Below are 24,399 nucleotides of genomic sequence, written 5' to 3'. Positions count from 1 at the left end.
CCGGATGCCGGACCGCGCTTTTTCCAGCGGGTCAGCTACCCTTGTTCAGGCTCGCCCAGAAGACACCGGAATAGTCGATCGGCAGGAAGCGCTCATGCAGCTCCACCATGGTCGCCTCCGGCTCGAGATCCTCAAACAGCTCCGGGTGCAGCCATTTGGCAAAGGCCTGCATGGCAACGAAATGGTACGGGCTGTTGTAGAACTGATGGTAGATGCTGTGGAAGCGGCCGGATTTCACCGCCTGCAGCTCGGGCCAGCCTTCGCGTTCGGCAAGGGCCGCCAGACGCTCCTGGACCGCGTCTTCCGCGGCTTCATAGCCAAACAGAACCGCCGTCGTTTCCGGGTTGGCTTCGGCCCAGTTGGCGCCGGTGCCGATGATCACCGCAGGATCGTCGGCGAAGACCGCTTCCAGACTGACATTGCCGCCAAAACCCGGGAATTTCTGCGAACCCCAGTTGCGGCCGCCGGCCAGCTCGACAAGCCGGCCCAGATTGGCAGACCCGAAGGTGCCGCAGCACTTGTTCGGATTGTAGCCGGCCGCCCGCTCGATAAAGACCACCGGGCGATCTTCCACCGGGATCTTGTCGACCGCCGCATAGATCCGCTTCATCTGCGCGGTGTAGTAATCGGTGAAGGCGTCCGCTTTGTCGCGCTCGTCCAGGATGCGGCCGAGCAGCTGGATGGACGGCACCGTGTTCTGGGTCGGGTCCTGGCGGAAATCGACGAAGACCGTCGCGACGCCCGCCGCCTCCAGCTTGTCGATGATGCCGCTTTCCTGTGCCTTCAGGAGATTGCCCAGGTTCATGAAGACGACTTCGGTGCCTGAGGAAATGACGGCCTCGAGGTTCCACTCGTCGGAATAGGGGCTGCCGAGGCGCTGGATGTCCTTGGCCTCGGGGAATTTTTCCTCGTATTTGCGCCAGGCATCCGGATCGTAAAGGATCATGTCGTCCTTCCAGCCGACGACCCGCTCGAACGGGTTGTCTCGGTCCAGAAGCGCAAGGGAATATATCATCCGGCCTTCGCCGAGCACGATGGCGGACGGGTCTTTCTCAACCTCGACGGTCCGGCCGGCAAGGTCGGTTACGGTAATCGTTTCTGCAAGTGCGGACGGGGCTGACGCGAGACAAGCGCTGGCTGCGATGGCAAGGCAGAAACCCCTGGTCATGGTCATGACGGACATAGGGTTCTCCTGATCTGGCACAGAAGCTGGGTGCTTCTGGGTGACCGAACCCTATTTAACATGAGTATTATAGTCAAGATATAAGCACCGTCTTTGCACAGCCGCGCGGCTGGTGCCTTCGCCTACGATCTGTTTCCCCTGGACCGTCCCGTGGTCTGCCGGTCGAAGGCCGGGCTGTTGCCATGGGCCGCGCGATACCGGTTGGAAAAATGCGACGCGCTGGCAAAACCACAGGCGACCGCGATGTCGATCATGCGCATGGAGGTGCGGCAGACAAGCTGGCGGGCAATGTCGATGCGGATCTTGCTGTAATATTCCTGCGGCGAGCAGTTTAGGTATTTCTGGAAATCACGCTGCAACTGCCGCGGACTGACGTCCAGAAGGTCGGCAATCTGCTGCAAAGACAGCGGATCGCTAACATGCTCGGTCATCAGCGCGATCGACGTCCGCACCCGGTGCGGAACCATGTCGAGATCGTCGCGCATGAGCGTGTGCTGCCGTTCGCTGCCGGTGCGCCGGTCGTGATGCAGGGCGATTTCGGCGACATCGCAGGCGACCGCGCCGCCATGAACCTGGGCAATGAAGCCGATCATCAGATCAAGCGCTGCCGTGCCGCCGGCGCAGGTCAACAGCTTGCCGTCGGTCTGGATGAGACTGTCGACCAGATTGGCATTCGGATAGAGCTCCCTGAAGAGATCGGCGTATTCCCAGTGGATGGTGCAATTGCGATTGTCGAGCATGCCGAGACCGGCCAGGACATAAGCCCCTGTACAGATGCCGGCGACACTGCCGGCCCGTTTGGCAACCTGGCGGATCAACGCCTTCTCGGCTCCGGTCAGGGTGATCTGCTCGACATCGTCGCTGCTGCAGACCGCCAGCAGATCGGGCCGGCGCGCGCCGTCAAACGCCCCGTCGGCGCGCACCATGCCGCCATTGCTGGCAATGGCGTCCCGGCCATCCAGTGTCTGGCAGCTGTAGATATAGGCCTTGCGTTTGAGCACCTTGTTGGCAATGCGCAGCGGCTCGATCGCGGAAGCGAAGGAGAGAAGCGAAAAGTTGTTCAGGAGCAGAAAACAGATCTCGACCGTTTCCTGACCCGACTTTCCTTTTTGCCAGGCAGCATCCTGTGTCGCGCGCTCCGTCCCCGTTCCCAAAAACGCCTCTTTCGTCCATGCCCTGCTTGTGTCGTCAAATTCCCTATTTGCAGGTCCTTCAGGAAGTCTACGCCGTTTGAAGCGGGTCGATGGAACGCAATGTCACACCGAGTGGCCTGTCTGCGACATCGAAGACCGTCGCATGGGTCTTTCATAGCCAGAATTTACAGGGATCCAGAATCGGTGATAGGTCTGCGGTGTCCTAAAAGACTCTCATGATCGGTGTGACCCAACCCGGGGCACCGGAGTGACCAACCAAAGGATCGTTTCATGATTTTCCGTTTCGCCCTCGCGGCCGCCGTCTTTGCCCTGACCGCCTCTCCTGCATTCGCCCATCTTGACCCGGCCGAGCACGGTTCATTTGCCGCCGGCTTTAGCCATCCGCTGTTTGGCACCGACCATGTGCTGGCGATGATCGCTGTTGGCCTCTGGGCTGCCCTTCTCGGCGGGCGGGCGATCTGGGCGCTGCCGACCGCCTTTGTCGGCGCGATGATCGCCGGGTTTGCCCTGTCGCTTGCCGGCATGCCCCTGCCTTATGTCGAGCCGCTCATTCTGGCGTCGGTGGTCGTGCTTGGCACGGTCGTGGCCCTGGCCCTGCGCCTGCCGCTCGGCCTGTCCGCGGCCCTGGTCGCCGCCTTCGGCCTCTGCCATGGCCACGCCCATGGCGGCGAGATCGGCGCGGCTGGCGAATTCGCCTATGCGGGCGGTTTCGTGCTTGCGACCGCGCTGCTGCATGCCGCCGGTCTCCTGATCGGCCATGGTGCCAACATCGCCACGCGCAACGATCCGGAATGGGCTCGCCGCATCATCCGCGCCCTCGGCGTCGTGACAGCGCTTGGCGGTGTGTATCTGGCTGCGGGCTGAATAACAGCCAAGCAACCTCTCCACAAACATTTCCGTCATCCTGAGGAGGACCGCCAGGTCCGTCTCGAAGGATCCGCTGCAAGCTCCAGAGCAAGTAGCCCATCCTTCGAGACAGCGCTAAAGCGCTTCCTCAGGATGACGTTTTTTATGTGGCGGTCGTCGTTGTGGAAATGAAGAGACGGTTCAGCCGATCTCGATATCGAGGCCGAGATCCAGTACAGGCGCCGAGTGGGTGATCCAGCCGGACGAAATAAGATCGACCCCGGCTTCGGCGACCGCCCTGACCGTGTCGAGCTCGATGCCGCCGGACGCTTCCAGCAGAACCTTGCCGCCCGCGATGGCAACGGCCTTTTTCAAGGTTTCCGGCGGCATGTTGTCGAGCATGACCACGTCCGGCCCGGCCGCAAGCGCCTCTTCCAGCTGTTCCAGCGTGTCGACTTCTACCTCGATCTTGACCAGATGGCCGGCGAAGGCCTTGGCCGCATCGATTGCCTGGGTCACGCCGCCGGCGACCGCGATGTGGTTGTCCTTGATCAGGATGGCATCGTCGAGACCGAAGCGATGGTTTGAACCGCCGCCGCATTTGACTGCGTATTTCTCAAAGGCACGCAGGCCCGGCGTCGTCTTGCGTGTGCAGACAATGTCCGCCTTGGTGTGGGCGATCCGGTCGGCAAATGAAGCCGTCGCCGTGGCAATGCCGGAGAGATGCCCCAGATAGTTGAGTGCCACGCGCTCGGCAGCCAAAAGAGCCCGCGCCGGACCCTTGATCCGGGCAACCACATCCTTGGGCGCAAGGCGTGTGCCGTCCTGAAGAACCGCTTCGAAGGAGAGGCCTGTATCGGTCTGGCGAAAAGCGCTTTCGGCCAAGGCCAGGCCAGCCAGCACGCCCGGCTTGCGTGCCGCGATGACCGCGCTCGCCTGCGCGGACGCCGGAAGGGTCGCCTGGCTGGTGACGTCGCCCGCCCGGCCCCAATCCTCCAGAAGCGCGGCCTTGACAGCCTCGTCGACCATCAGGCGCGGCAGTTCCGGCAGATGCATGCGGGTCATGCGTTCATCCTCAAGCGGTTTCGAGAGCCTCGGCGGTGATCGCCTGAACCTCTTTCAAGGTGGTGTAGGAGCGGGTCGCCATCGCGGGATTTTCGTCCGGGAAATCATTGCGGAAATGACCGCCCCGGCTTTCCTGGCGCTTGAGCGCCGCCGCCGCGATGATTTTGCCGGTCACCATCATGTTCTTGATTGACTGGCGCACGCAGACCTTCTCGACCCGGGCAATGTCGGCAAGCGCGGTCTTCAGGCCCGCCTCATCGCGGAGCACGCCGACATTCTTCGCCAATGTCTCGCGCAAAACGGTGATGCCGTCGCGTTCTTCCACATTGCGCTGGCTCGGCAGGCCCGGCTCGTCGTCCATCTCGTTCCAATAGGCGCTGCGGGGCGTCGGCATCAGGCCCTGGATGTCCTCGGCGATGCGGGCGGCAAAAACAACCGCCTCCAGCAGCGAGTTCGATGCCAGCCGGTTGGCGCCATGCGCGCCTGTGGAGGCGACCTCGCCCGCCGCCCAAAGACCGTCCAGCGACGTGCGGCCATTGGCATCGGTCAGGACGCCGCCCATGTGGTAATGCTCGGCCGGCGCGACCGGAAGGAGGTCCTTGGCCGGGTCCAGTCCCGCGGCTTCGGCCGCCGCAAACACCGTTGGAAAATCATCTTTGAAGCGCGCGCCGATCGCAGTGCGGCAATCCAGGAACGCGCCACGGCCTGCCGAGATCTCGTTGTGGATCGCCCGGGCGACGATATCGCGCGGCGCCAGTTCCAGATCCGGATGCACCTTTTCCATGAAACGTTCGCCTGCGCTGTTGACGAGCGTCGCGCCTTCACCGCGCAGGGCCTCGGTCGCCAGGGGCGCCGGGTCCCGGCCAAGGTCAAGGGCGGTCGGGTGGAACTGCACGAATTCGGCATCGGCTATGACCGCACCCGCGCGGGCTGCCATGGCGAGGCCATGGCCGTTGGCCTCGTGCGGATTGGTGGTCAGGTTGAAGAGATGGCCGACACCGCCGGACGCAAGCACCACCGCCTTGGCCGGGAAGGCCAGACGTTCGAGGCCACCGCGTTTGCGTGCCAGTACCCCGGTGACATAACGGCCTTCGCCGAGGAAGCTTTCGCCGAGATAGCCTTCCAGAATGCGAATCGAAGGGGTCCTGCGCACGGCCGCGATCAGCGCGTCCATGATGGCCCGGCCCGCCATGTCACCGCGCACGCGCACCACCCGGCTCTGGGAATGAGCCGCCTCGCGGGAGAATTTCAGCCGGCCTTCCAGGTCCTGGTCGAAGGGAACGCCGTAGGACAGGAGATCGTGCACCCGGTCGCTGCCCTCGCGGGTCATCTGTTCGACGATCTTTTCCTCGCAGATGCCGCAACCGGCGGCCAGCGTGTCGTCGCGATGCTTTTCAACGGAATCGTTTTCGGAAATCGCCGCGGCAATGCCGCCCTGGGCCCAGGCGGAAGACGCCCCCTGCCCGATCGGCGCATTGGTGATCACGGTCACCGGCCGGGGACTGAGCTTCAGCGCGCAGAACAGGCCGGCAAGGCCCCCTCCCAGAATGACGACGTCATCGACATCCTTGCCAAGATAGGCAGGCGCAAAATCCTCAACCGACACGGCCATGGGGAACATCCTGGAACTGAACGGGCTTTGCCCAAAGGGCTTCCGCACCGGACATGATGTTCTGGCGCGGAAGACAATGCATGATGCGGTTTAGACCGAAGCCGGTCAGATTTTCAAGTTGATCATCCGCTCGACCGCGGTGCGGGCCTTGTCGGCGACCGCCGGATCAACAACCACTTCCTCTTTCATCTCCAGAAGACTGTCGAGGATCTTGGTCAGCGTGATCCGCTTCATGTGCGGGCACAGGTTGCATGGACGGATGTAGTTGACGCCCGGCGTCTCGCTGGCGACGTTGTCGGCCATGGAGCACTCGGTGACCATCATCACCTTTTCCGGCTTTCTGGTCTTCACCCAGTCGATCATGTGCGCGGTGGACCCGGCGAAATCGGCTTCGGCGACCACTTCCGGCGGGCATTCCGGATGGGCGATGATCTTCACATCCGGTTCGATCTTGCGGTAGTCGCGCAGTTCTTCCGCCGTGAAACGTTCATGCACCTCGCAGGCGCCGTCCCAGATCAGCACTTCGACATCGGTCTTGTTGCCGACATTGGCGGCCAGATACTTGTCCGGGATCAGGAACACCTTGTCGACGCCGAAGCTTTCGACCACCTGCAGCGCGTTGGAGGACGTGCAGCAGATGTCGCATTCCGCCTTCACATCAGCGGAGGTGTTGACATAGGTGATGATCGGGATGCCCGGATTGCGTTCGCGCAGGGCGCGCACGTCGGCGCCGGTGATGGATTCGGCCAGCGAGCAGCCTGCCCGCATGTCCGGGATCAGCACCGTCTTTTCCGGGCTCAGGATCTTCGAGGTTTCTGCCATGAAATGCACGCCGCACTGCACGATCACCTCGGCATCGGTGCGGGTCGCCTCGATGGCCAGCTGCAGGCTGTCGCCAACAATATCGGCCACACCGTGATAGATGTCCGGCGTCATGTAGTTATGGGCCAGAATGACGGCGTTGCGCTGTTTCTTCAGCTGGTTGATGGCGTGGATGGTCGGCGCCAGCGCCGGCCATTCGATGGCCGGGATGATGTGCTTGACCTTTTCGAAGATCGGCGCGGTCGCCTCGGCAACCTGCGGCGTATAGCGCAGGTCCGGAGGCTGAAGCTTGCCGTAGCGGTCCAAGGCCGTCGGGCCGGTTGCGATCGGTTCGCCAACCGGTGTCTTCGTCTGGGCAATGGTCATGGCGACCTCCATTTTTTGGACAGCCCGGCTTGGCCGCTGCTGCCTGCTTACCCATTATACTCAACTTGAGCATATTAGTAACAAAAGAAAACGGGCGCTCAGGCCCTGCTTTTGCTCTTTCGGAGTTTATATAGGCGCTGCCGGATGGGAAATCCACTCTTTTCCGCCGCCAACAGCCACTTTTCGAAAATCCAATTTTTTTCAAACGCTTACACGACACTCGCCTCCCCGGATCATAGCCGTCTAACTTTGTCCGTAAACGCCTGCGGAAACGACATCCGCATCATTTGAACAGTTTGCCGCAGTCAATATCCTTGATGCCGTGCTCTTTTTTCGCCCGCTTGATCCAGCCCAGCAGTGCACGCTTGAAGGCATCACTCACGTCTCCGAGGTCCTGAACCTTGCCCGTTTTCGTCGGGTTCCCAAACTTGTCCAGAAATTCGGCCTTCTTGCCGTCCGTTCGCCATTTCATGGAGTTGAGAACGACATAGGGCTTTTTATCCAGGCAGATGATCGCCGTTTCAAAATATTCGACAAAACCGGTTCTTTGGGCGTTTGCGGGATCGCTGCCGCCAATATGCTTTTTGGCCTTGTCGTCCCTTTTGCCCTTCTCGTTGATCCGGTAGCTGCCCAAGTAGCAGGGGCACTTCACTGGCTGCTCGAAGAATGGATCATAGAACGGCGTGTCGACACCGTAGCCATTCACATCCTCGCCGCCATGGGGAAGCGTGTTTTCATGTTTGGGCATGGTATTGGCGTCCAGATAGCTTTTTGAGAAACCGTTCTTGGCCGGTATGACGATCTTCTTGTCCTTGCCCTTGAAGTGAAACACCGAGATCAGGCAAAGCTTTTTACAGGCGACAGCCTTGTCGACATAAAACCGCCATTCCATCTCGTTGCCATCGTCAATGCTTGTCGGTTTCTGGGCCCTCTTGCCCTTGAACGAACCACCCTTCTTAAATTTAAAGTCCTTGGCAAACTCGTTCTTGGCAACCTGAAGAAGCAGTTTGGGTTGGAACAGCGGCAACACACTCACAAGAGTGTTGCAAAGGCTCTGAGCCTCCAGCTGCTCCCCTCTCACGAGGTCTCGCGCACCCGGGTCGGACAGATCGACGGGCCGCGCCGCGGTCTCGCACGTCTCCAGCGCTTCAAGTAACAGACCCAATCCAACAACCGGATCCCCCACAGCATAGCTTTCCATCGCGGCCGCGAAGGAAAGCCGCGCTTCGGCCAGCCGCTTGCGCCTGGCCCAGGCGTCTTTCACCGCGATAAATAGGTCCGTGGTGTCACCGACTTCTACCTGTTCGTCCTCGCGTTTCATGATCTCCCCCTTCGAAAAGCATTTTGCCATGCACAGTGGTGCCGTTCAGGTCTCGCCTCTGCCGGTTGAAGACTACACCAGCTGCAATCCCATTCCAGTTATTGATCCACTCATCAAAATTACGCATTTTGCCGAAACCCGCTTTCAGCCTATTCTGATCGTAATTTCACGATGAAAGTTTGCTGATGACCACTGCCTCTGCCGCCGGCCGTTCCGGCCCGAATATTCCGCTGGTGATCGCCTGCGGCTGTCTTGTCGCCCTGATCTCCTTCGGGCCGCGTTCCGCCATGGGTCTGTTCTTCCAGCCCATGACCGAAGCGCGGGACTGGAGCCGGGAAATTTTCGCGTTGGCGCTGGCCATCCAGAACCTGATGTGGGGCATCGCCCAGCCGGTTGCCGGCATGGTCGCCGACCGTTTCGGCACCTGGAAGGCGATGACCTTCGGCGCCCTGCTCTACGGCATCGGTCTGATCCTGATGATCGGCGCAGATAGCGCCGTCGCACTGCATGTTTCCGCCGGTGTGCTGATCGGCATCGGCATCGCGTTTTCGTCGTTCTCGCTGGTCTTGGCCGCTTTCGGGCGGACCGTCACCCCGGCACAGCGTTCGCTCGCCTTCGGCATCGGCACCGCCTCGGGCTCGCTCGGCCAGTTCCTGTTTGCCCCGCTCGGCGCCACCTTGATCGAACATATCGGCTGGCAGGACACGCTGATCGTCTTCACCGGCCTGGTCGCGCTGGTCCCGCTTCTGGCCATCGCGCTCAGGGGCAAGTCGGAAGCTCCGAAGGACAGCAACCCGGCCAACGACCAGAACCTGATGGCCGCCATGTCTGAAGCCTTCGGCACCAGGGGCTTCATCCTGCTGACCATCGGCTTCTTCGTCTGCGGCTTTCACGTTGCCTTCATCACCGTGCACCTGCCGCCCTTCATTGCCGATGTCGGCCTCGATCCGCGCTGGGGCGGCTGGGCGATCGCCCTGATCGGCCTGTGCAACGTGGTCGGTTCTCTTGCCTCCGGCTATATCGGCGGGCGCTATTCGAAACCGATCTTCCTTTCGCTGATCTATATCGGCCGGGCAGCCGCAATCTTCGTTTTCATCATGCTGCCGATCACGCCCGCCTCCGTCCTGATCTTCTCCGGCGTGATGGGCCTTCTGTGGCTGTCGACCGTGCCGCCGACCTCGGGCCTTGTCGCCGTGATGTTCGGCCCGCGCTATATGGCCACCCTGTTCGGCTTCGTCTTCCTGTCGCACCAGATCGGCGCCTTTCTCGGCGTCTGGCTCGGCGGACGGCTCTATGACCAGACCGGCTCCTATGACGCCATCTGGTGGCTCGGCATTGTTCTGGGCATCGCCGCGGCGGTCATCCATTGGCCGATCCAGGAAAAACCGGTGCCGCGCCTGGCGCAGGAAGCGGCGGAGTAAAGCTTACGACTGAAGAACGTCTGCGGCCTTGATAGAACACCCCTGGCCTGGTCTCCCTCCAATGGAGGTCCAGACCAGGGGTGGAGTTTGTCGAAACTCAGATGTTCGTTTCCGCAAATGCAGCGAACACACAGGCGAGCATGTGCAAGTTGATGCGGTCTGCCATCAATGCCTTGATGTAGACGGCAAAGAATTCGGCAGCAGGCTCGTTAAGACGAATGCCGTTCAGCTCCAGAAAGATCAAAGCGGACATGAAGGCAATACGCTTGTTGCCATCCACCATGGCATGAGCTTTGCCGACACCGTAAATCAATTCACTTGCCAGCAAAAAGACGTCTGCTTCACCGCCATAGTGATAGCGGTTGATGGGACGCTCGAGCGCTGCCGCCATGTCGTTCGGGCGCACAAGCGCCACGCGGTGCCGCGGATAAAGCTCCGCGACAACCTCAATCATTTCAGTCACCTGGTCGAAAGTCAGCCACACGGGCTCAGAGACAGACGTCATTCTCCGAGCGATTTCATCGTCGCGGCGAAGCGTGTGTTGTTGTCGATCACCATTTCGCGAATGCTGCGTTGCGCCCCGCGGGAATCATCCTCCGGTGCGCACTTGATCGCCGTATCGGCCGTTGTTTCCTCCGGCCGCTTTTGCTGAGGCTGTCGATCGTCCAACTTCGAATCCATGCTTCCTGTCCGATTGCGCAGTTGCTGCTGACAGGATACCGCAAGTTATTGCGGCACCAAAATCCGCGTTAGATACGCTTATCCCGCAACCTTGGTGAAATCCGCCACCACATGGGTCGCGTCACGGATTTCGGCAAGAAGCTGCAGGCGGTTCTTACGAAGGGCCGGGTCCTCGGCATTGACCAGGATGTCGTCGAAGAACCGGTCGACCGGTGCGCGCAGTTTCGACAAGGCTTCCATAGCGCCTTCGAAATTCTCCGCACCGACCGCGTCAGCGGCTTCTGCCCGGGCCGTGTCGATGGCGGCCGCCAGGTCGATTTCGGCCTGTTCCTGCAGGTGATCGGCATGCGGCTTGCCGGTGACCGGCGCGCCGTCCTTCTTTTCTTCCGCCTTCAGGATGTTGACCGCGCGCTTGTAGCCCGCCAGCAGATTGGCGCCGTCTTCGGAAGATATGAACGCGCCGAGCGCCTCGACCCGCTTGACGACCATGAGCAGATCGTCCTGGCCTTCGAGGGCAAAGACGGCATCGATCAGGTCGTGACGCGCGCCCTCGTCCTTCAGGTGCACCTTCAGGCGGTCGCCAAGGAACGCCAGCAGGTCTGCCACGATGCCGGTGGCATCGACGGCTTCGGCCTTCTGAAGGTCCAGAGCCGACCGCAGTGCATCGCCCAGACGAATCCGCAGTTTGTTTTCGAGCACGATCCGGATCACGCCAAGCGCGGCCCTGCGCAGCGCATAAGGGTCCTTCGAACCGGTCGGCTTTTCGTCGATGGCCCAAAAGCCGGCCAGCAGATCGAGCTTTTCGGCGAGCGCAACGGCAACGGCGACCGGATCGGTCGGCACGCTGTCGCTCGGGCCCTGGGGTTTGTAGTGCTCCTCGATGGCGGTCGCGACGGATGCATCTTCGCCCTGGGCTTGCGCATAGTAGCGGCCCATCAGGCCCTGCAGCTCGGGGAATTCGAACACCATCTGCGAAACAAGATCGGCCTTGGCGAGTTCCGCGGCGCGCTTGGCCTTGGTCTCGTCGGCACCGACGATCGGCGCCAGTTCGGCGGCAAGGGCGATCAGACGCTGAACCCGTTCGCCGACGCTGCCGAGCTTTTCGTGGAACTTGACCTCGTCCAGTTTCGGCAGGTTGTCCGAGAGCTTTGTCTTGAGGTCCGTGTCCCAGAAGAAACGGGCGTCGGACAGACGCGCGCGGATGACCTTCTCGTTGCCTGCGACGATCAGCTTGCCGCCGTCCTCGGCGATGATGTTTGAGATCAGCACGAAGCGGTTGGCAAGGCGCCCGGAGGCCGGGTCCTTCAGAACGAAGCATTTCTGGTTGACCCTGATGGTCAACTGGATGCACTCGTCCGGAATGGTGAGGAAATCCTCGTCGAAGCTGCCGGTCAGCACCACCGGCCATTCGACCAGGCCGGCAACCTCTTCCAGAAGGCCTGGATCCTCGACCAGCTCCAGGCCAAGTGCCAGCGCCTGATCCTTGGCGTCGTTCAGGATGATGTCCTTGCGCCTGTCAGCGTCGAGCACGACCTTGTGCTTTTCAAGGCCCAAGGCGTAGTCGTCGAAGCGGCGCACTTTGAAGGCCTCGTCCGCCAGGAAACGGTGCCCGCGCGTCGCCTTGCCGGAACGGATGCCGTCAAACTCGAACGGCACCACCTCGGGCTCCTCGGTTTCGGGACCGAAGCTGGCGACAATCGAATGCAGCGGGCGTATCCAGCGGGTGCTGGTGGTGCCCCAGCGCATGGATTTCGGCCAGGGAAAGCCGCGCAGGATGCCCGGCATGAAGTCGGCAATGATGTCGATGGCGGTTCGGCCCGGCTTCTCGATCACGGCGACATAGAACTCGCCCTTCTTGGGATCGGACTGGATCTCGGCCTCGTCGATCGAGGCCAGGCCCGCGCCCCGCAGGAAGCCCTCGACAGCCTTTTCCGGCGCGCCCACACGCGGTCCCTTACGCTCTTCACGCGTCGCGGCGGAACCCGCCGGAACGCCGGCGACATGCAGCGCCAGACGCCGGGGTGTCGCGAAGGCTTTCGCGCCTTCATACGGCAAGCCCGCCTCGACCAACGCGTTGGTGACGAGAGATTTCAGATCTTCGGCCGCCTTGCGCTGCATGCGGGCCGGAATCTCTTCGCTGAAAAGCTCAAGCAGAAGATCGGGCATGGATTTTTTGACCTTTGGCCTTGGTGGGACGGGCGTCACCCAAATGGAATGCGCGTCCGTTACCAAGTCGGCGGCCTCTTGTCACCCCCCTATCGCGCCACGGCTTGAGGTGATCCGGCCGGTTTTCAGACACCGGATTGGGGCCGGTTTCACTCTTCTTCAAGAAATACATGTGAAACTCCCGCCACAGAAAAGAGTAATGCGTATTGGGATTGATCGCGTGGTAAAGCGGGAAGTTGCGAACAACCGATATTTGACACGATCTATAGTTGTACTTCTTGCTATAGTACTTGTCAGTTTTGCCGCCCTTCAATTGTTTCCGACTTTTGGAGCCGATCATGACCATCTCCCGTTTGAGCTGCTCACCAGCGTACTGCTGGGCATTGCCGCCCTGGGTCTGACCTACGGCATCTGGGCAACCCGGCGCCTGCGCAAGGAATTGAAGGCCCGGTCCTCTGCGCACAACGAGGCATTGGCCCTGGCGCAGCACGATCCGCTGACCGGTCTTCCCAATCGCCGGCGCCTACTGGAGGCTTTTTCCGATCTCAGCCGCGATGTGAAACCGGACTGTTTCCGCGCTGTGATGATGCTCGACCTGGACGGCTTCAAGCCGATCAACGATGTTTACGGCCATGCCTTTGGCGACAACCTCCTGAGAAGCTTCGCAGACAGGCTGGCGGAAACGCTTGGCAAGGAAGGCATCGTCGCCCGTCTCGGCGGCGACGAATTCGCTTTGGTTTCCCCGATTTTCAAGGAAAAGTCGGAAGCCGCCGGCTTTGCGCGGCGCCTGCTCACGAGGATCAACGACCGGTTTGAGTTCGGCGACCGGCAAATCTCGATCGGCTCCGGCATTGGCATCGCCATGTATCCGCACGATGGCCACGCCATTACCGAACTCCTGCGCCGGGCGGACATCGCGCTTTACCGGGCGAAATCCTCGGGTCGGTCGACCTACCGCTTTTTCGAAGTCGACATGGATGCCTCGATCCTGCACCGAACGCTTCTGGAGCAACGTCTGCGCCGCGCGATCTCCGAACACGAGGTCAAGGCCTATTATCAACCGATCCTGGACATGAACAGCGGCCGGATCGCCGGTTTCGAGGCCCTGGCCAGATGGACCGACAGCGATTTCGGCAGCGTTCCGCCGCTTCAGTTCATCCCGATAGCCGAGGACTGCGGCATCATCTCCGAACTGACGCAGCATCTGCTCGCCGATGCCTGCAAGGTGGCCATGACCTGGCCGGACGATCTCTATCTGTCCTTCAACCTGTCGCCGGTGCAGCTGCAGGATCCGTCGCTGCCGGCACAGGTCGACGCCATCCTGAAGCAGTACGGCCTCGCACCGCGCCGCCTGGTGCTTGAAATCACTGAAACGTCGCTGGTGAAAAACCCGGAAGCGGCCAAGCGCATTCTCACCGAACTCACGGACCTCGGCATCTCGATCGCGCTCGACGATTTCGGTGCCGGCCATTCCAGCCTGAGTTACCTGCGCGACTTCCCGATCCACAAGGTCAAGATCGACCGCTCCTTCACCGAACGCATGCTCACCGACAAACAATGTGCGGCCATTGTCGAAGCCATCCTGGTTCTGTCCAAGGGTCTCGACATCGACGCCGTTGCCGAGGGTGTCGAAGAGAATGACGTCCACGAGGCGCTCAATGCCAATGGCTGCCACTTTGGCCAGGGCTTTCTCTATGCCGCCGCGGTTTCCGCCGATGACGCGTCCATGCTGCTCGAGTCGCAGGTGGATGGGCGTCTGCTGTTTTCCGAAAAGACCGACGCCGCCTGACAGATCCCTCTGCCCGGTTCAGCCTCCCAGGAACAACAGGATGATGGCCGCGTTGGCCAGGTCGACGAAGAAGGCCGACACCAGCGGCAGGATCAGAAATGCCTGGGTGGCTGGGCCATAACGCTTTGTGACCGCCGTCATGTTGGCAATCGCTGTCGGTGTGGCTCCAAGGGCAAATCCGGCGAAGCCCGCCCCTAGTACGGCGGCATTGTAGTCGCGCCCCATCAGCGGAAAGACCGCCAGGATGATGAACAGCGCGGCCACGACAATCTGCAGAAACAGGATCAGCAGCATTGGACCGGCCAGGCCCGCAAGCGTCCAGAGCTGCAGGCTCATCAGCGACATGGTCAGGAAGATGCCGAGCGCCAGGTCCGACAGAACCGCCAGGGATTGCGAGCGTGCCGGCCAGGTCATTTTCTTGAAGATCACCGGCACGGTGTTGGACAGAACGATCCCGCAGAACAGGCAGCAGACGAAGACCGGCAGATCAAGACCGATCCCGGCCACCAGAGCCTCCTGCAGGCCGACACCCAGCGCGATGGCGATGTTGAGCACCAGAAGCGCGCGCATCAGGCCCGTATGGGTAACGCTGGTGTCGGCTTCCCGGTCGCTTTCAATGCCGATCATGGGCGCTTCTTCCGGGGCGTCCGGATCCGGTTTGGCGCCACGCCGTTCGATCAGATAATTGCCGACGGGCCCGCCCAACAAGCTGGCGGCGATCAGGCCGAGCGTTGCTGTCGCCGCACCGATTTCAACGGCGCCGACGACACCGTAGTCGCTGACCAGTTTCGGGCCCCAGGCGATCGCCGTGCCATGACCGCCGACAAGCGAGATGGTGCCGCCGAGCAGGCCGAACCCGGCCGGTAGTCCGAGCGCGGCGGCGACACCGGTACCGACCGCATTCTGCAGCAGCATGTATCCAACGGTGAGGATCAGTAGGATCAAGAGCGGCTTGCCGCCCTTCGCCAGATCGGAGAAGCGGGCGTTGAGGCCGATCGCCGTGAAAAAGCAGTAAAGCAGGTAGTCCCGCGATTGCAGCGAGAAGCCGATTTCCTTGCCGAAGCCGAGATAGACGATCAGGGCCAGTAGCGCGACCAACAAGCCGCCCGAGACCGGTTCGGGAATGTTGTAGTGTCTTAGAAACGGGATCTTCTTGTTCAGCCTGACGCCCAGGAAATAGACCAGGATCGCCAGGTTGAAACTCACGAATTCACTGAAGGAAACTGCGTCACCGGTCATGAAATCCCCTGAAACCGTCCGAAGCAAAGAACAAAAACCATGTGCTATAGAAGCTCCGGACCGGTTTCAGCGCAAGCGAAACTACCAGCCGCCGCCGCCACCGCCGCCACCACCGCCACCGGACGAGCCGCCGCCCGAAGACCCGGAGCTGGAAGAGGATGGCGCGGGCACAGAAGACTGGAAGGAACCGGCCATGGCACTTGCGGTATGACCGACGCTGTCAGAAATGCGGCGGACATCGAAATCGCGACCGGCATACCAGTGCGGATTGTAGCTGGCCGCCGCAGCGGCCCCCGCCGCCGTCGCCAGCCAGCCTTCAAACGCCTTGGCCCAGGGCTTTTCAACGCCCAGCGCCACCGCATAGGGCAGCAGTTCCTCGAAATGGCCGGTGCTCATGTCCGGCGCCTCGCTCATGTTCAAGCGGTCCTTTTCGGCAACCGACAGATAGAGCTTCAGACCCTCGATGATATCGAGCTTCTCGCGCCCGAGCAGCGTTGGTGCGCCCATGAAGGACATGGCGAGCAGGTTGGTTCCAACCAGCACCATCACCACGACCGGAACGGCCGGCAGCGTGTCCAGGCCGCCCGTTGCGAGGCCCGCCAGGAGGGCGGCCCCGAAAAGGGCAATCCCGACGATGGCCAACACGATCACAATGCGGAGGGGGTAGTTGCTGACGGGCAGAAAAATCAGCCCGAAGGCAGAGGGGAACACCGTTGCGAACACTGACAGGAACAGGAACAGGATCATGAATTCCTGCTCGTTCGGAGCTTGCGGCGCGAGAAGGAACAAGGCCACCAGAGTTGCCAGGCTCAACAGGACACCCGTGACCAGAATGAGCCAGTTGCTCCGAAAGAAGACATTGTGGTTCTCGCTGGTGATCGCCCCGGTGAAAATATTGCCCAGTTTCTGGATCGATGTGCCGTTCGCCTTGTTCAATTTCAACGGATGCCCCCGCTTGTCGAGCCACTTTTCCAGCGCGGCCTCGCCCTTGGGCAGGTCCTCGCCCGGCGCCTTGCCATCACGCCCCCGGATGTTCAGGGACAGTGTCATGTCATCGTCCTCCTCGCGGAGGCTCAACCGGTTCTTGACCGCGAGGTTGAGACAGGCCGCCGACAGGGCGATCCAGCCGCCATCGCCAAAACCGCGCTTGTCGATGTATCTGGCCAGCGCCGGCGAAATGTCCGCTGGCGGTGTGAAGCGCGGAAAGATGCCCCCCTTCGCCGGATCCCGGCCAACCCTCAGCCAGGCGATCAGGTAAAAGACAAAGACAATCAACGCACCGGCGCCGCCGATCAGGTCGGCCCGGTAGTCCTGAAGAAAGTTCTGAAAGGCCTGGGAGCTGTCGGGCCGGGCAATCGAGCCAACCGGCATGGTGACGACAATTGTCAGACCCTCATTGTACCAGAGCGTCTGAGTGGTTTTAAACGTCACCTCCGAGCGATCGTCGGACGCTTCTGCGGTGTAATTCTGGTAGGTCTCGCCAAAAGCGCCGGTATAGGCGGTCCATTCGATGGCCCTGACGCTGTCCGGCAACGTCACCCGGGCGGTCACTTCATCGATGGCAAACGACCAGTCATTGCCGGTTACGTTCCAGTAGAGCTCGTCATGCGTGTCGAAAAAGCGGACCTGGCGATCGGTCCGGTATTTCAGCGTGTAGGTGTGAATGCCCTTCGGAACGAAGCGGCTCTCCTCGCCGACATAGATGCGGATGCCCTTGTTGTTGTCGCGGATGAAATGGGGCGCCGGCTCCCCGTCCATCTCCACAGACAGAAGATCGAAGCCGACGCGGTAGAGCCGTCCGTTCGCGGCCTTCGCGGTCAGCGGAAAGTCCCGGTAGATGCCCCGTTCGATCTGGTTCCATTCGACACGGACGGTGATGGTTTCGGTCACGGTCAAACCGCCATCGGCACCGAGTTCGATGTCGGACAGGTAATTGAGAACCCGTTCGTCCGCCTGGGCGGTCAGATTGGCAAGCAGCAGGAAACAGACCGAGACAATGGCCAGGCACATGCGATGAAAAGTCATATCCGCGCCTCTCAGAACTTCACGTCCGGCACGGCCCGGTCGGCGTCGTCCTCGATCTCGAAATACTCAGCCTTTTCAAATTTGAACTGGCTGGCGATCAGATTGGAGGGGAAGCTCTCGACCGCCACATTCAGGTTCCGCACTGCGCCGTTGTAATAGCGACGGGCCATCTGGATGGCGTTTTCGATCTCGTCGAGAGACTCGTGCAGGTCGGAGAAATTCTGGCTGGCTTTCAGGTCCGGATAGGCTTCGGCGACCGCGAACAGCCGGCCCAGCGCCTGCGACAACGCGCCTTCGGCCTGGGCCCTGCCCGCCACGTCTTCCTTGGGCATGGCGCTGACCTGGGCTCTCAGCTCCGTTACGGATTTCAGCGTCTCGTTTTCGTGGGAGGTGTAGCCCTTGACCGTCTCGACCAGGTTGGGGATCAGGTTGGCCCGCCGCTTCAGCTGGACATCAATACCACTCCAGCCCTCCTCCGTCATCTGCCGTTTCTTGACCAGACCGTTGTAAAGCACGATCGCAAAGACGCTGATCGCGATCAGAAGCGCGAGAATAAACCAGGCCATCAGGGGAACCTCCGAAAAAACAGGTTTCGGAAGCTAGCCGCCGGAAGCGGGATTGTCATCCCGCCTGGACCGTCTCAATTGTTTCAGTGCGGTATCAAACGCCATTCTGTGCCCTGAAACACAATTTGGCGCCGACGGGAGAAGAACCCGTGGAGAGTTATTCAGCAGCCTGATTGTGATAACCGACGCCGCCCGCTTCGGTCTCCAGGAAGGCCGCGCCGCAGGCCTTGGCGAGTTCGCGCACCCGCAGAATGTAGCTCTGGCGTTCGGTGACCGAAATCACGCCGCGGGCATCCAGCAGGTTGAAGGCGTGGCTGGCCTTGATACACTGGTCATAGGCCGGCAGCACCACCTGGTGCACATTGGCCCCCTTGTCGTCGCGGGCCTTCGCGCCGGCTTCCAGAAGCGCACGGCATTCGGCCTCCGCGTCCTTGAAGTGGCGGAACAGCATTTCGGTGTCGGAATGCTCGAAATTGTGCCGGGAATATTCCTGCTCGGCCTGCAGGAACACGTCGCCGTAGGTGATCCTGTCGGCACCATCCATGCCGTTGTAATTCAGCTCATAGACGTTATCGACACCCTGGATATACATGGCCAGGCGTTCCAGGCCGTAGGTCAGCTCGCCGGAAACCGGCGAACACTCGAAGCCCGCCACCTGCTGAAAATAGGTAAACTGCGACACTTCCATACCGTCGCACCAGCATTCCCAGCCGAGGCCCCAGGCGCCCAAGGTCGGGCTTTCCCAGTCGTCCTCGACAAAGCGGATGTCGTGCACCTTCGGATCGAGACCGATGGCATAGAGCGAGTTCAGATACAGCTCCTGCAGGTTCGCCGGCGACGGCTTCAGGATCACCTGGAACTGGTAATAGTGCTGCAGCCGGTTCGGATTCTCGCCGTAGCGGCCGTCGGTCGGGCGGCGGGACGGCTGCACATAGGCAGCCTTCCACGGGCGCGGCCCGAGCGAGCGCAGGGTTGTTGCCGGGTGAAACGTGCCCGCGCCGACTTCCATGTCGTAAGGCTGCAGAACCACGCAGCCCTGGTCGGCCCAATAGCGCTGCAGGGTCAGGATCAGGCCTTGAAAGGAGTTTTCCGGACGCATATGCGCCGGCAGGGTTTCAGTCGACATGGGGTGTTCCGCAAAAATGGCTGGTTCCGGCGGCGACAGGTGCCACGATGCGGGGTGAAGGTCAAGGTGGCGGGTGGGAAATCGATCAACCGTACCGGCGGCACTTGCCGTTTCCGGATTGACGATCACCTCCGTTCCGGATAGCAATCTCTTCGGCTCCGGACTGCCCGCCGCTCGCAGACGTTATCGTCCTGGTGAAAGTCCGGCTGAAAAGACTTTCTGTTTCCACGACGCATTTCGCGCTGGTGGCAATGCGAGCCCCTCCTTCAAAATCGAAATGCCCATATTTGGAGACCAGAATGTCGCAAGACAGCTCCCGGGCGAATTCGTTCACGCATGGACCGATCGTCTCGACTCTTTTGAAAACCGCCCTGCCGATCATTCTCGTCATGAGCATGAACGGCCTTCTCACCGTCGCCGATGCGATCTTTCTCGGGATCTATGTCGGCCCGGACGCGCTCAGCGCGGTCACGCTGATGTTCCCCGCCTATATGCTCATGGCCGCCCTGGCGACGCTGGTGTCCAGCGGCATGTCGAGCCTGCTTGCCCGCCATCTGGGCGGTGGCCGGTTTGACGACGCCAAAGCCGTCTTCGCCGGTGCGCATGGTTTGGCGTTGACCGCGGGTGTCGTTCTGATCGGGCTTCTGCTCGCCTTCGGTGGGACCGCAACATTGGCCGCGGCCGATGGATCATATGTGATCGCCTCGATGAGCTACGTCTATCTGGCGATCACCATCGGCTTTTCGCCGCTGATGTTCGTGCTGGCGGTCAATTCCGACGCCCTTCGCAACGAAGGCCACGTCATGATGATGGCCGGCCTCAGCCTGTCCGTGTCCCTCGCCAATCTGGCGCTGAATTACGTGCTGATCGTCCTGCTCGACCTCGGCGTGGCCGGCAGCGCGCTCGGAACCGTGTTGGCCCAGGCACTCGCACTGGTCTTCGTAATCGGCTACCGGCTGCGCGGGCACACCACGCTTGGCCCGAAGGATGTCTTCGCAAAGCCGCTGACATCGGACTGGCGCGACATCCTGGCGCTTGGCGCACCGCAAAGCCTGAGTTTCATCGGCATCGCGCTCGGGGCGGCGGCGACCATCATCGTGCTGCAGCGGTTCGGGGCCGAGGGGTATGAATCCACCGTGGCGGCCTTCGGTGTCACGACGCGGATCATGACCTTTGCCTATCTGCCGCTGCTCGGCCTTTCCATGGCCTTTCAGACGATGGTGGGCAACAACGCGGGCGCGCTGTTGTGGCAGCGTTCCGACGCCACGCTCCGGCTCGGACTCGGCCTTGCCTTGTTCTACTGTGCGGTGGTGGAATCCGTGTTGGTGTTCGGTGCTCCCTGGATCGGCTACGCATTTGTCGACGACAATGCTGTTGTCGGCGAGATCGGGCGCATCCTGCCCGTGATGGTGGCGATGTATTTCGCTGCCGGGCCCTTGATGGTCGTCGCGACCTATTTCCAGGCCCTGGGCGATGCCCCGCGCGCGGCCGTTCTCAGCCTGGTGAAACCCTACGCGTTCTTCCTGCCGCTGCTGTTCGTGCTGCCGCTTGGCTTTGGTGAAGGCGGTATCTGGATGTCCGGCCCGGTGGCCGAAGCCCTGCTTGTCGTGCTGACGGCGGCCGTGCTCTCAGCCACGGCACGTGGCGGCTCGGCCCGTTGGGGGCTGTTCCGGGCGGAAGCTGTTGCTTGATAATAAACGGCGGGCGATGAGGGTTGCCCGCCACCCCTTCAGTTCGGATCAGGCCTGCGGACGGTATTTGCCGGTGTCCGGGTCCAGCACCAGCTTGGGTCCGCGTCCGTTCGGGTCGGCCTTCGCCGCGGCCCGGGAGATCTGGGCCTCGACTTCGGCCATCTTGCGCTTGACGCGGCGCACGATCCAGTAGCCACCGACGGCCAGCGCGGCCACGCCTATCAATTCAGTCATCTCGTTCCCCTTCTCTGCCCGATTATCACCCGGGCAATATGCCTTATTAAAGGCCGTAGCGCGCCCAAAGCGCCCGCTCCTCTACCGAGGAGATCAACTCGCCGCCAAGGCCCTCGACCAGCCGTCCGGCGCCCAGACCAACGCCGACACTGGCCTTGCGGCCGAACAGGCCGCGCGGCGCGGAGATCAGCTTCGGCTCGGCCTTGTCGCCATAGCGCTCCTTGAGGACACCGCGCAGATCGCCGATGGCATCGACGAGGCCCAACTGGATGGCGGTCCGCCCGGTCCAGAACTTGCCGCTGAAGAGATCCGGATCGTCAGCCAGCACGTCGCCGCGCCGGGACTTGACCAGATCGATGAAAGTCTCGTGAATGTCTAGTTGAAGCGACTTCAGATATTCGATGTCCTCCTCCACTTCCGGCTGGAACGGATCCAGGATCACCTTCTTCTCGCCCGCCGTATAGACCCGGCGGTCGACACCGATCTTCTTGATCATTTCGGTGAAGCCGAAGCCGGCCGCGACCACGCCGATGGAGCCGACGATCGAGGACGGGTCGACGAAGATCTCATCGCCTGCCACCGCGATCATGTAACCGCCGCTGGCGGCGACATCCTCGACAAAGACAAGAACGTCCTTTTCCTTCTCCTTGGCGAGATCCCGGATCCGCTTGAAGATCAGCCGTGACTGGACGGGCGAGCCCCCGGGTGAATTGATGATCAGTGCGACGGCCGGGGCCTTTTTAATCGCAAAGGCCTTTTCGAGCGGAATGGCGGCCGTGGCCAGCGACAGACCCGACTTAATTGGTCCGCCTCCGCCAATGGCACCTTGCAGCCGCACGACCGGAATGATGGTCTTGTCGTTCTTGAAGGGTTTGGGAAGATAGCTGCGAAGGGTTGAAAACACGCGAAAAGCCCTGAAAGAGTTCATAATCTCAGCTCGATATATGTATCGCGAGCCGGGATTGAAAGAGGGGAAGCGAATGAGGTAAGGCGCGCAGTTACCTTCCGCGTCATCCTGAGGAAGCGCGTTAGCGCTGTCTCGAAAGATCGGCCATGGCATCAGAAACTTTCTGAGGATCCTTCGAGACGGACCTGGCGGTCCTCCTCTGGATGACGCTGAAAGTGCGGTCAGGGTAGAAAGGCGCCGAAAGACCGCTCAGCTCCCGAAGGCACTGATCCTCTTTTTCGGCTTGGGCTTGGCTTTTGCCTTCTTTTCCTCTTCCAGGGCTTTCAGCAACTGTTCCGTCTTCGGTTCCGGATCAGGCTCGAACGGCCATTTCAGCTGAACGCCGGCCTGACCGTTTTTGCGCCAGACGATTGTTCCGGTGATCGGCAGGTCCAGGCTGGGAATGGAAATCTCGATCACCTCCGGCAGACGGTCGACCGTATCGCCTTCGAGCCGGCAACCGGATTTGCTGGCATCGACGATACGGCATTTCATAGTGATCGGATGGGTCTGGCCGCAGACAATCGCGGTGATCCAGACAGGGCGCCGGATTTCACGGCGCTTTTCACCCGGTTCTTCCCGCTTGATCTGGAAGGAAATCTGGGCTTCCTCATCGCCATAGGCGATCACCGTGCCCCGGATCAGCTTGTCGAAACCGGCAATTCGAAGGCCGACCTCTTCTTTCAAAAGGTCGATCTTGTCGGATGCAATCCAGCAGCCCTTCTCTGTCAGGTCATAGGCCGTTGCCTCGAAACACGACATGTCCGCAAGATCGACGACCAGCGCCGTAATGCTGTTATCCGCGTCCATTGCCATAGAAGAATTGCTCACGTCACGCTTTTCGCCCTACACGCAAGCATGCAACCCGAACTCTGAAATCCGGGTTAACTCAAGGTCACAGAAGGCTGCGGAGCTGTGGAGAATCCGCGCCGAAACGCACGCAGGATCACCGCTCGCGGGTCGCGCTCCCGCCTGTAAGCTTGTCCTGAATACTCAGGAAATCCCGCCAGGACAGGCGTTTCTCCAGCGGACTGCGCAACAGGTAGGCCGGGTGATAGGTGGCAATGGCCGCTATCTCCTTGCCCTTGCCCGGATAGCTCATCCAGCGGCCGCGCATCTTGCGGATGCCGTCCTGAACGCCCAGCAGGGTTTTGGCGGAGGCCGCACCCAGAAACACAAGGACGTCCGGATTGACCAGTTCGATCTGCCTGACGATGAAGGGCTTGCAGATTTCAGTTTCCTGCGGCGTCGGTGTCCGGTTGCCCGGCGGACGCCAGGGCACCACATTGGCGATATAAGCGGACGAGCGATCCAGGCCGATCGCCTCCAGCATACGGTCCAGAAGTTGTCCCGACCGGCCGACAAAGGGCTTGCCATGCAGATCCTCGTCACGGCCAGGGGCTTCGCCGACAAACATCAGCCGGGCTTGCGGGTTGCCGTCGGCAAACACCAGTTTCTTGGCGGTCAGCTTGAGATTGCAGCCGTCGAAGGCCGCAAGGCACGCCTGAAGATCTTCAAGCGATGCCGCTGAGGCGGCCTGGTCGCGCGCCGCGGCAATGACCTGCGCGTCGGGCAGGACAGCGGTCTGCCCGGCGTCGGGGACGCGGGCTTGCGGCGCAGCCGCGGCCGGCATCGGGTGGTTCGGTCCACTCCCCCGGCCGGGGCCGCTCGCGTGCGTATGCGTCGGGCCGGCTGCAGGTGCCTGCGGCCGGGATTGCGCCCGCTGCTCAGCCTGCCTCCTGGTCAGCTCGAACCAGTCGACCGCGTCTTCGCCCAAAAAACAATCCACCCCCGCGCTGGTGTAGAAATCCAGCAGGGCTTCGATCTGGCGCGGGTCGTTGGGAACTTGTTGCAAGGATGGGCCTCCGGCGCGGAGTTTACCCGGACAGCGGCAGAGTACAAGCATGCCAGCTCCGGGAAACCGGATTGGTTCGGGTTTTCCAGCGTCTGTTCACAAGCGAAATTCAACCCCATACTTACGCTTACGTAAACGTAATCTTTCCTCTTGACGCTTCCCGCCTGCTTTGATCTATCTGGGCCAAACTTGGACGAAGGCCGTCCGATTTCGCAATCGGCGATGAAAAATGTCGTGTTTTGCGCTGCAAAATGGGGCAGATAGGCGTTAGGGCTAGAGCAACCAGCGGCC

General features: G+C 61.3%; 22 protein-coding genes. 4 read left to right on the top strand and 18 right to left on the bottom strand.

The genetic code is table 11. From position 1 onward, the window contains the following. Positions 1 to 31 precede the first annotated feature (31 nt). Both M0H32_RS01490 and M0H32_RS01485 read right to left on the bottom strand, forming a co-directional pair. Entirely contained in the window at positions 32 to 1,183 is a 1,152-nt protein-coding gene (locus M0H32_RS01490) for an ABC transporter substrate-binding protein (protein WP_248149820.1), read from the bottom strand. Positions 1,184 to 1,305: 122 nt separating this feature from the next. Further along, entirely contained in the window at positions 1,306 to 2,337 is a 1,032-nt protein-coding gene (locus tag M0H32_RS01485) for a GlxA family transcriptional regulator (protein WP_248149818.1), read from the bottom strand. Positions 2,338 to 2,607: 270 nt separating this feature from the next. Between M0H32_RS01485 and M0H32_RS01480 the strand changes: the two genes are divergently transcribed. Further along, positions 2,608 to 3,201: a HupE/UreJ family protein gene (locus M0H32_RS01480; protein WP_248149814.1), complete on the top strand. Its 594-nt coding sequence runs from the start codon at positions 2,608 to 2,610 to the stop codon at positions 3,199 to 3,201. A 183-nt stretch (positions 3,202 to 3,384) separates the two neighbouring features. On the opposite strand, the gene nadC is transcribed toward M0H32_RS01480, so the two are convergent. The 4 genes from nadC to M0H32_RS01460 all read right to left on the bottom strand — a co-directional run bounded on the left by nadC (position 3,385) and on the right by M0H32_RS01460 (position 8,249). Continuing rightward, entirely contained in the window at positions 3,385 to 4,248 is an 864-nt protein-coding gene (gene nadC, locus M0H32_RS01475) for a carboxylating nicotinate-nucleotide diphosphorylase (RefSeq protein ID WP_248149810.1), read from the bottom strand. A gap of 10 nt (positions 4,249 to 4,258) precedes the next feature. After that, positions 4,259 to 5,860, bottom strand: a complete 1,602-nt coding sequence (locus M0H32_RS01470; protein WP_248149807.1) for an L-aspartate oxidase — start codon at positions 5,858 to 5,860, stop codon at positions 4,259 to 4,261. A gap of 105 nt (positions 5,861 to 5,965) precedes the next feature. Next, positions 5,966 to 7,048, bottom strand: coding sequence for a quinolinate synthase NadA (gene nadA, locus M0H32_RS01465; RefSeq protein WP_248149804.1), 1,083 nt, complete (start codon positions 7,046 to 7,048; stop codon positions 5,966 to 5,968). A 283-nt stretch (positions 7,049 to 7,331) separates the two neighbouring features. Beyond that, on the bottom strand, positions 7,332 to 8,249 hold the full coding sequence (locus M0H32_RS01460; RefSeq protein WP_248149801.1) for a hypothetical protein: 918 nt from the start codon (positions 8,247 to 8,249) through the stop codon (positions 7,332 to 7,334). Positions 8,250 to 8,554: 305 nt separating this feature from the next. Here M0H32_RS01460 and M0H32_RS01455 point away from each other — a divergent pair, with 305 nt between their 5' ends. Then, positions 8,555 to 9,790 (top strand): MFS transporter, encoded by a 1,236-nt coding sequence (locus M0H32_RS01455; RefSeq protein WP_248149798.1) that lies wholly within the window; start codon positions 8,555 to 8,557, stop codon positions 9,788 to 9,790. A gap of 97 nt (positions 9,791 to 9,887) precedes the next feature. On the opposite strand, the gene M0H32_RS01450 is transcribed toward M0H32_RS01455, so the two are convergent. The 4 genes from M0H32_RS01450 to M0H32_RS01435 all read right to left on the bottom strand — a co-directional run bounded on the left by M0H32_RS01450 (position 9,888) and on the right by M0H32_RS01435 (position 12,977). Beyond that, on the bottom strand, positions 9,888 to 10,274 hold the full coding sequence (locus M0H32_RS01450; RefSeq protein WP_248149795.1) for a type II toxin-antitoxin system death-on-curing family toxin: 387 nt from the start codon (positions 10,272 to 10,274) through the stop codon (positions 9,888 to 9,890). A gap of 17 nt (positions 10,275 to 10,291) precedes the next feature. After that, positions 10,292 to 10,471, bottom strand: a complete 180-nt coding sequence (locus tag M0H32_RS01445; RefSeq protein ID WP_248149792.1) for a hypothetical protein — start codon at positions 10,469 to 10,471, stop codon at positions 10,292 to 10,294. Between the two features lie 78 nt (positions 10,472 to 10,549). Next, the gene (gene glyS / locus M0H32_RS01440) at positions 10,550 to 12,637 is read right to left on the bottom strand and encodes a glycine--tRNA ligase subunit beta (RefSeq protein ID WP_248149789.1); all 2,088 of its coding nucleotides are present in this window, start codon (positions 12,635 to 12,637) and stop codon (positions 10,550 to 10,552) included. Continuing rightward, positions 12,618 to 12,977, bottom strand: coding sequence for a hypothetical protein (locus M0H32_RS01435; protein WP_248149787.1), 360 nt, complete (start codon positions 12,975 to 12,977; stop codon positions 12,618 to 12,620). Before M0H32_RS01435 ends, glyS begins: the two co-directional genes overlap by 20 nt. Between M0H32_RS01435 and M0H32_RS01430 the strand changes: the two genes are divergently transcribed. Beyond that, a complete protein-coding gene (locus M0H32_RS01430; RefSeq protein ID WP_248149785.1) occupies positions 12,951 to 14,426 on the top strand; it encodes a putative bifunctional diguanylate cyclase/phosphodiesterase in 1,476 nt (491 codons plus the stop codon). The two genes, M0H32_RS01435 and M0H32_RS01430, sit on opposite strands and share 27 nt — an antisense overlap. An 18-nt stretch (positions 14,427 to 14,444) precedes the next feature. On the opposite strand, the gene gltS is transcribed toward M0H32_RS01430, so the two are convergent. The 4 genes from gltS to M0H32_RS01410 form a co-directional block, all read right to left on the bottom strand. Next, on the bottom strand, positions 14,445 to 15,665 hold the full coding sequence (gltS, locus tag M0H32_RS01425) for a sodium/glutamate symporter (protein ID WP_248149783.1): 1,221 nt from the start codon (positions 15,663 to 15,665) through the stop codon (positions 14,445 to 14,447). Between the two features lie 81 nt (positions 15,666 to 15,746). Further along, positions 15,747 to 17,690, bottom strand: a complete 1,944-nt coding sequence (locus M0H32_RS01420; RefSeq protein WP_248149781.1) for a DUF2207 domain-containing protein — start codon at positions 17,688 to 17,690, stop codon at positions 15,747 to 15,749. A gap of 11 nt (positions 17,691 to 17,701) precedes the next feature. Next, positions 17,702 to 18,256, bottom strand: coding sequence for a LemA family protein (locus M0H32_RS01415; RefSeq protein ID WP_248149779.1), 555 nt, complete (start codon positions 18,254 to 18,256; stop codon positions 17,702 to 17,704). A 157-nt stretch (positions 18,257 to 18,413) separates the two neighbouring features. Then, positions 18,414 to 19,355, bottom strand: a complete 942-nt coding sequence (locus tag M0H32_RS01410) for a glycine--tRNA ligase subunit alpha (RefSeq protein WP_425607284.1) — start codon at positions 19,353 to 19,355, stop codon at positions 18,414 to 18,416. Positions 19,356 to 19,681: 326 nt separating this feature from the next. Here M0H32_RS01410 and M0H32_RS01405 point away from each other — a divergent pair, with 326 nt between their 5' ends. After that, the gene (locus M0H32_RS01405; RefSeq protein WP_248149775.1) at positions 19,682 to 21,073 is read left to right on the top strand and encodes an MATE family efflux transporter; all 1,392 of its coding nucleotides are present in this window, start codon (positions 19,682 to 19,684) and stop codon (positions 21,071 to 21,073) included. A 48-nt stretch (positions 21,074 to 21,121) separates the two neighbouring features. Here the strand turns inward: M0H32_RS01405 and M0H32_RS01400 are convergent, their stop codons facing one another. The 4 genes from M0H32_RS01400 to M0H32_RS01385 all read right to left on the bottom strand — a co-directional run bounded on the left by M0H32_RS01400 (position 21,122) and on the right by M0H32_RS01385 (position 24,108). Next, positions 21,122 to 21,307, bottom strand: coding sequence for a hypothetical protein (locus M0H32_RS01400; RefSeq protein ID WP_248149772.1), 186 nt, complete (start codon positions 21,305 to 21,307; stop codon positions 21,122 to 21,124). A gap of 46 nt (positions 21,308 to 21,353) precedes the next feature. Continuing rightward, complete coding sequence (locus M0H32_RS01395) at positions 21,354 to 22,211, bottom strand: S49 family peptidase (protein ID WP_248149769.1); 858 nt, start codon at positions 22,209 to 22,211, stop codon at positions 21,354 to 21,356. A gap of 252 nt (positions 22,212 to 22,463) precedes the next feature. Next, entirely contained in the window at positions 22,464 to 23,084 is a 621-nt protein-coding gene (locus M0H32_RS01390) for a PilZ domain-containing protein (RefSeq protein ID WP_248149766.1), read from the bottom strand. 115 nt (positions 23,085 to 23,199) lie between these two features. After that, positions 23,200 to 24,108: a uracil-DNA glycosylase gene (locus M0H32_RS01385; RefSeq protein WP_248149763.1), complete on the bottom strand. Its 909-nt coding sequence runs from the start codon at positions 24,106 to 24,108 to the stop codon at positions 23,200 to 23,202. Positions 24,109 to 24,399 lie beyond the last annotated feature (291 nt).

The organism is Roseibium sediminicola (genome assembly GCF_023156505.1).
GTDB lineage: Bacteria > Pseudomonadota > Alphaproteobacteria > Rhizobiales > Stappiaceae > Roseibium > Roseibium sediminicola.
The sequence above is the reverse complement of the archived record's forward strand: the minus strand, read 5'-3'. Positions and strand labels throughout refer to the sequence as shown.

Coding starts and splice junctions, on each gene's coding strand:
- M0H32_RS01490 (WP_248149820.1), bottom strand. CDS start 1,183: ATGTCCGTCATGACCATGACCAGGGGTTTCTGCCTTGCCATCGCAGCC.
- M0H32_RS01480 (WP_248149814.1), top strand. CDS start 2,608: ATGATTTTCCGTTTCGCCCTCGCGGCCGCCGTCTTTGCCCTGACCGCC.
- nadC (WP_248149810.1), bottom strand. CDS start 4,248: ATGACCCGCATGCATCTGCCGGAACTGCCGCGCCTGATGGTCGACGAG.
- M0H32_RS01470 (WP_248149807.1), bottom strand. CDS start 5,860: ATGGCCGTGTCGGTTGAGGATTTTGCGCCTGCCTATCTTGGCAAGGAT.
- nadA (WP_248149804.1), bottom strand. CDS start 7,048: ATGACCATTGCCCAGACGAAGACACCGGTTGGCGAACCGATCGCAACC.
- M0H32_RS01460 (WP_248149801.1), bottom strand. CDS start 8,249: ATGGAAAGCTATGCTGTGGGGGATCCGGTTGTTGGATTGGGTCTGTTA.
- M0H32_RS01455 (WP_248149798.1), top strand. CDS start 8,555: ATGACCACTGCCTCTGCCGCCGGCCGTTCCGGCCCGAATATTCCGCTG.
- M0H32_RS01445 (WP_248149792.1), bottom strand. CDS start 10,471: ATGGATTCGAAGTTGGACGATCGACAGCCTCAGCAAAAGCGGCCGGAG.
- glyS (WP_248149789.1), bottom strand. CDS start 12,637: ATGCCCGATCTTCTGCTTGAGCTTTTCAGCGAAGAGATTCCGGCCCGC.
- M0H32_RS01435 (WP_248149787.1), bottom strand. CDS start 12,977: ATGATCGGCTCCAAAAGTCGGAAACAATTGAAGGGCGGCAAAACTGAC.
- gltS (WP_248149783.1), bottom strand. CDS start 15,665: ATGACCGGTGACGCAGTTTCCTTCAGTGAATTCGTGAGTTTCAACCTG.
- M0H32_RS01420 (WP_248149781.1), bottom strand. CDS start 17,690: ATGACTTTTCATCGCATGTGCCTGGCCATTGTCTCGGTCTGTTTCCTG.
- M0H32_RS01415 (WP_248149779.1), bottom strand. CDS start 18,256: ATGGCCTGGTTTATTCTCGCGCTTCTGATCGCGATCAGCGTCTTTGCG.
- M0H32_RS01410 (WP_425607284.1), bottom strand. CDS start 19,355: ATGCGTCCGGAAAACTCCTTTCAAGGCCTGATCCTGACCCTGCAGCGC.
- M0H32_RS01405 (WP_248149775.1), top strand. CDS start 19,682: ATGTCGCAAGACAGCTCCCGGGCGAATTCGTTCACGCATGGACCGATC.
- M0H32_RS01400 (WP_248149772.1), bottom strand. CDS start 21,307: ATGACTGAATTGATAGGCGTGGCCGCGCTGGCCGTCGGTGGCTACTGG.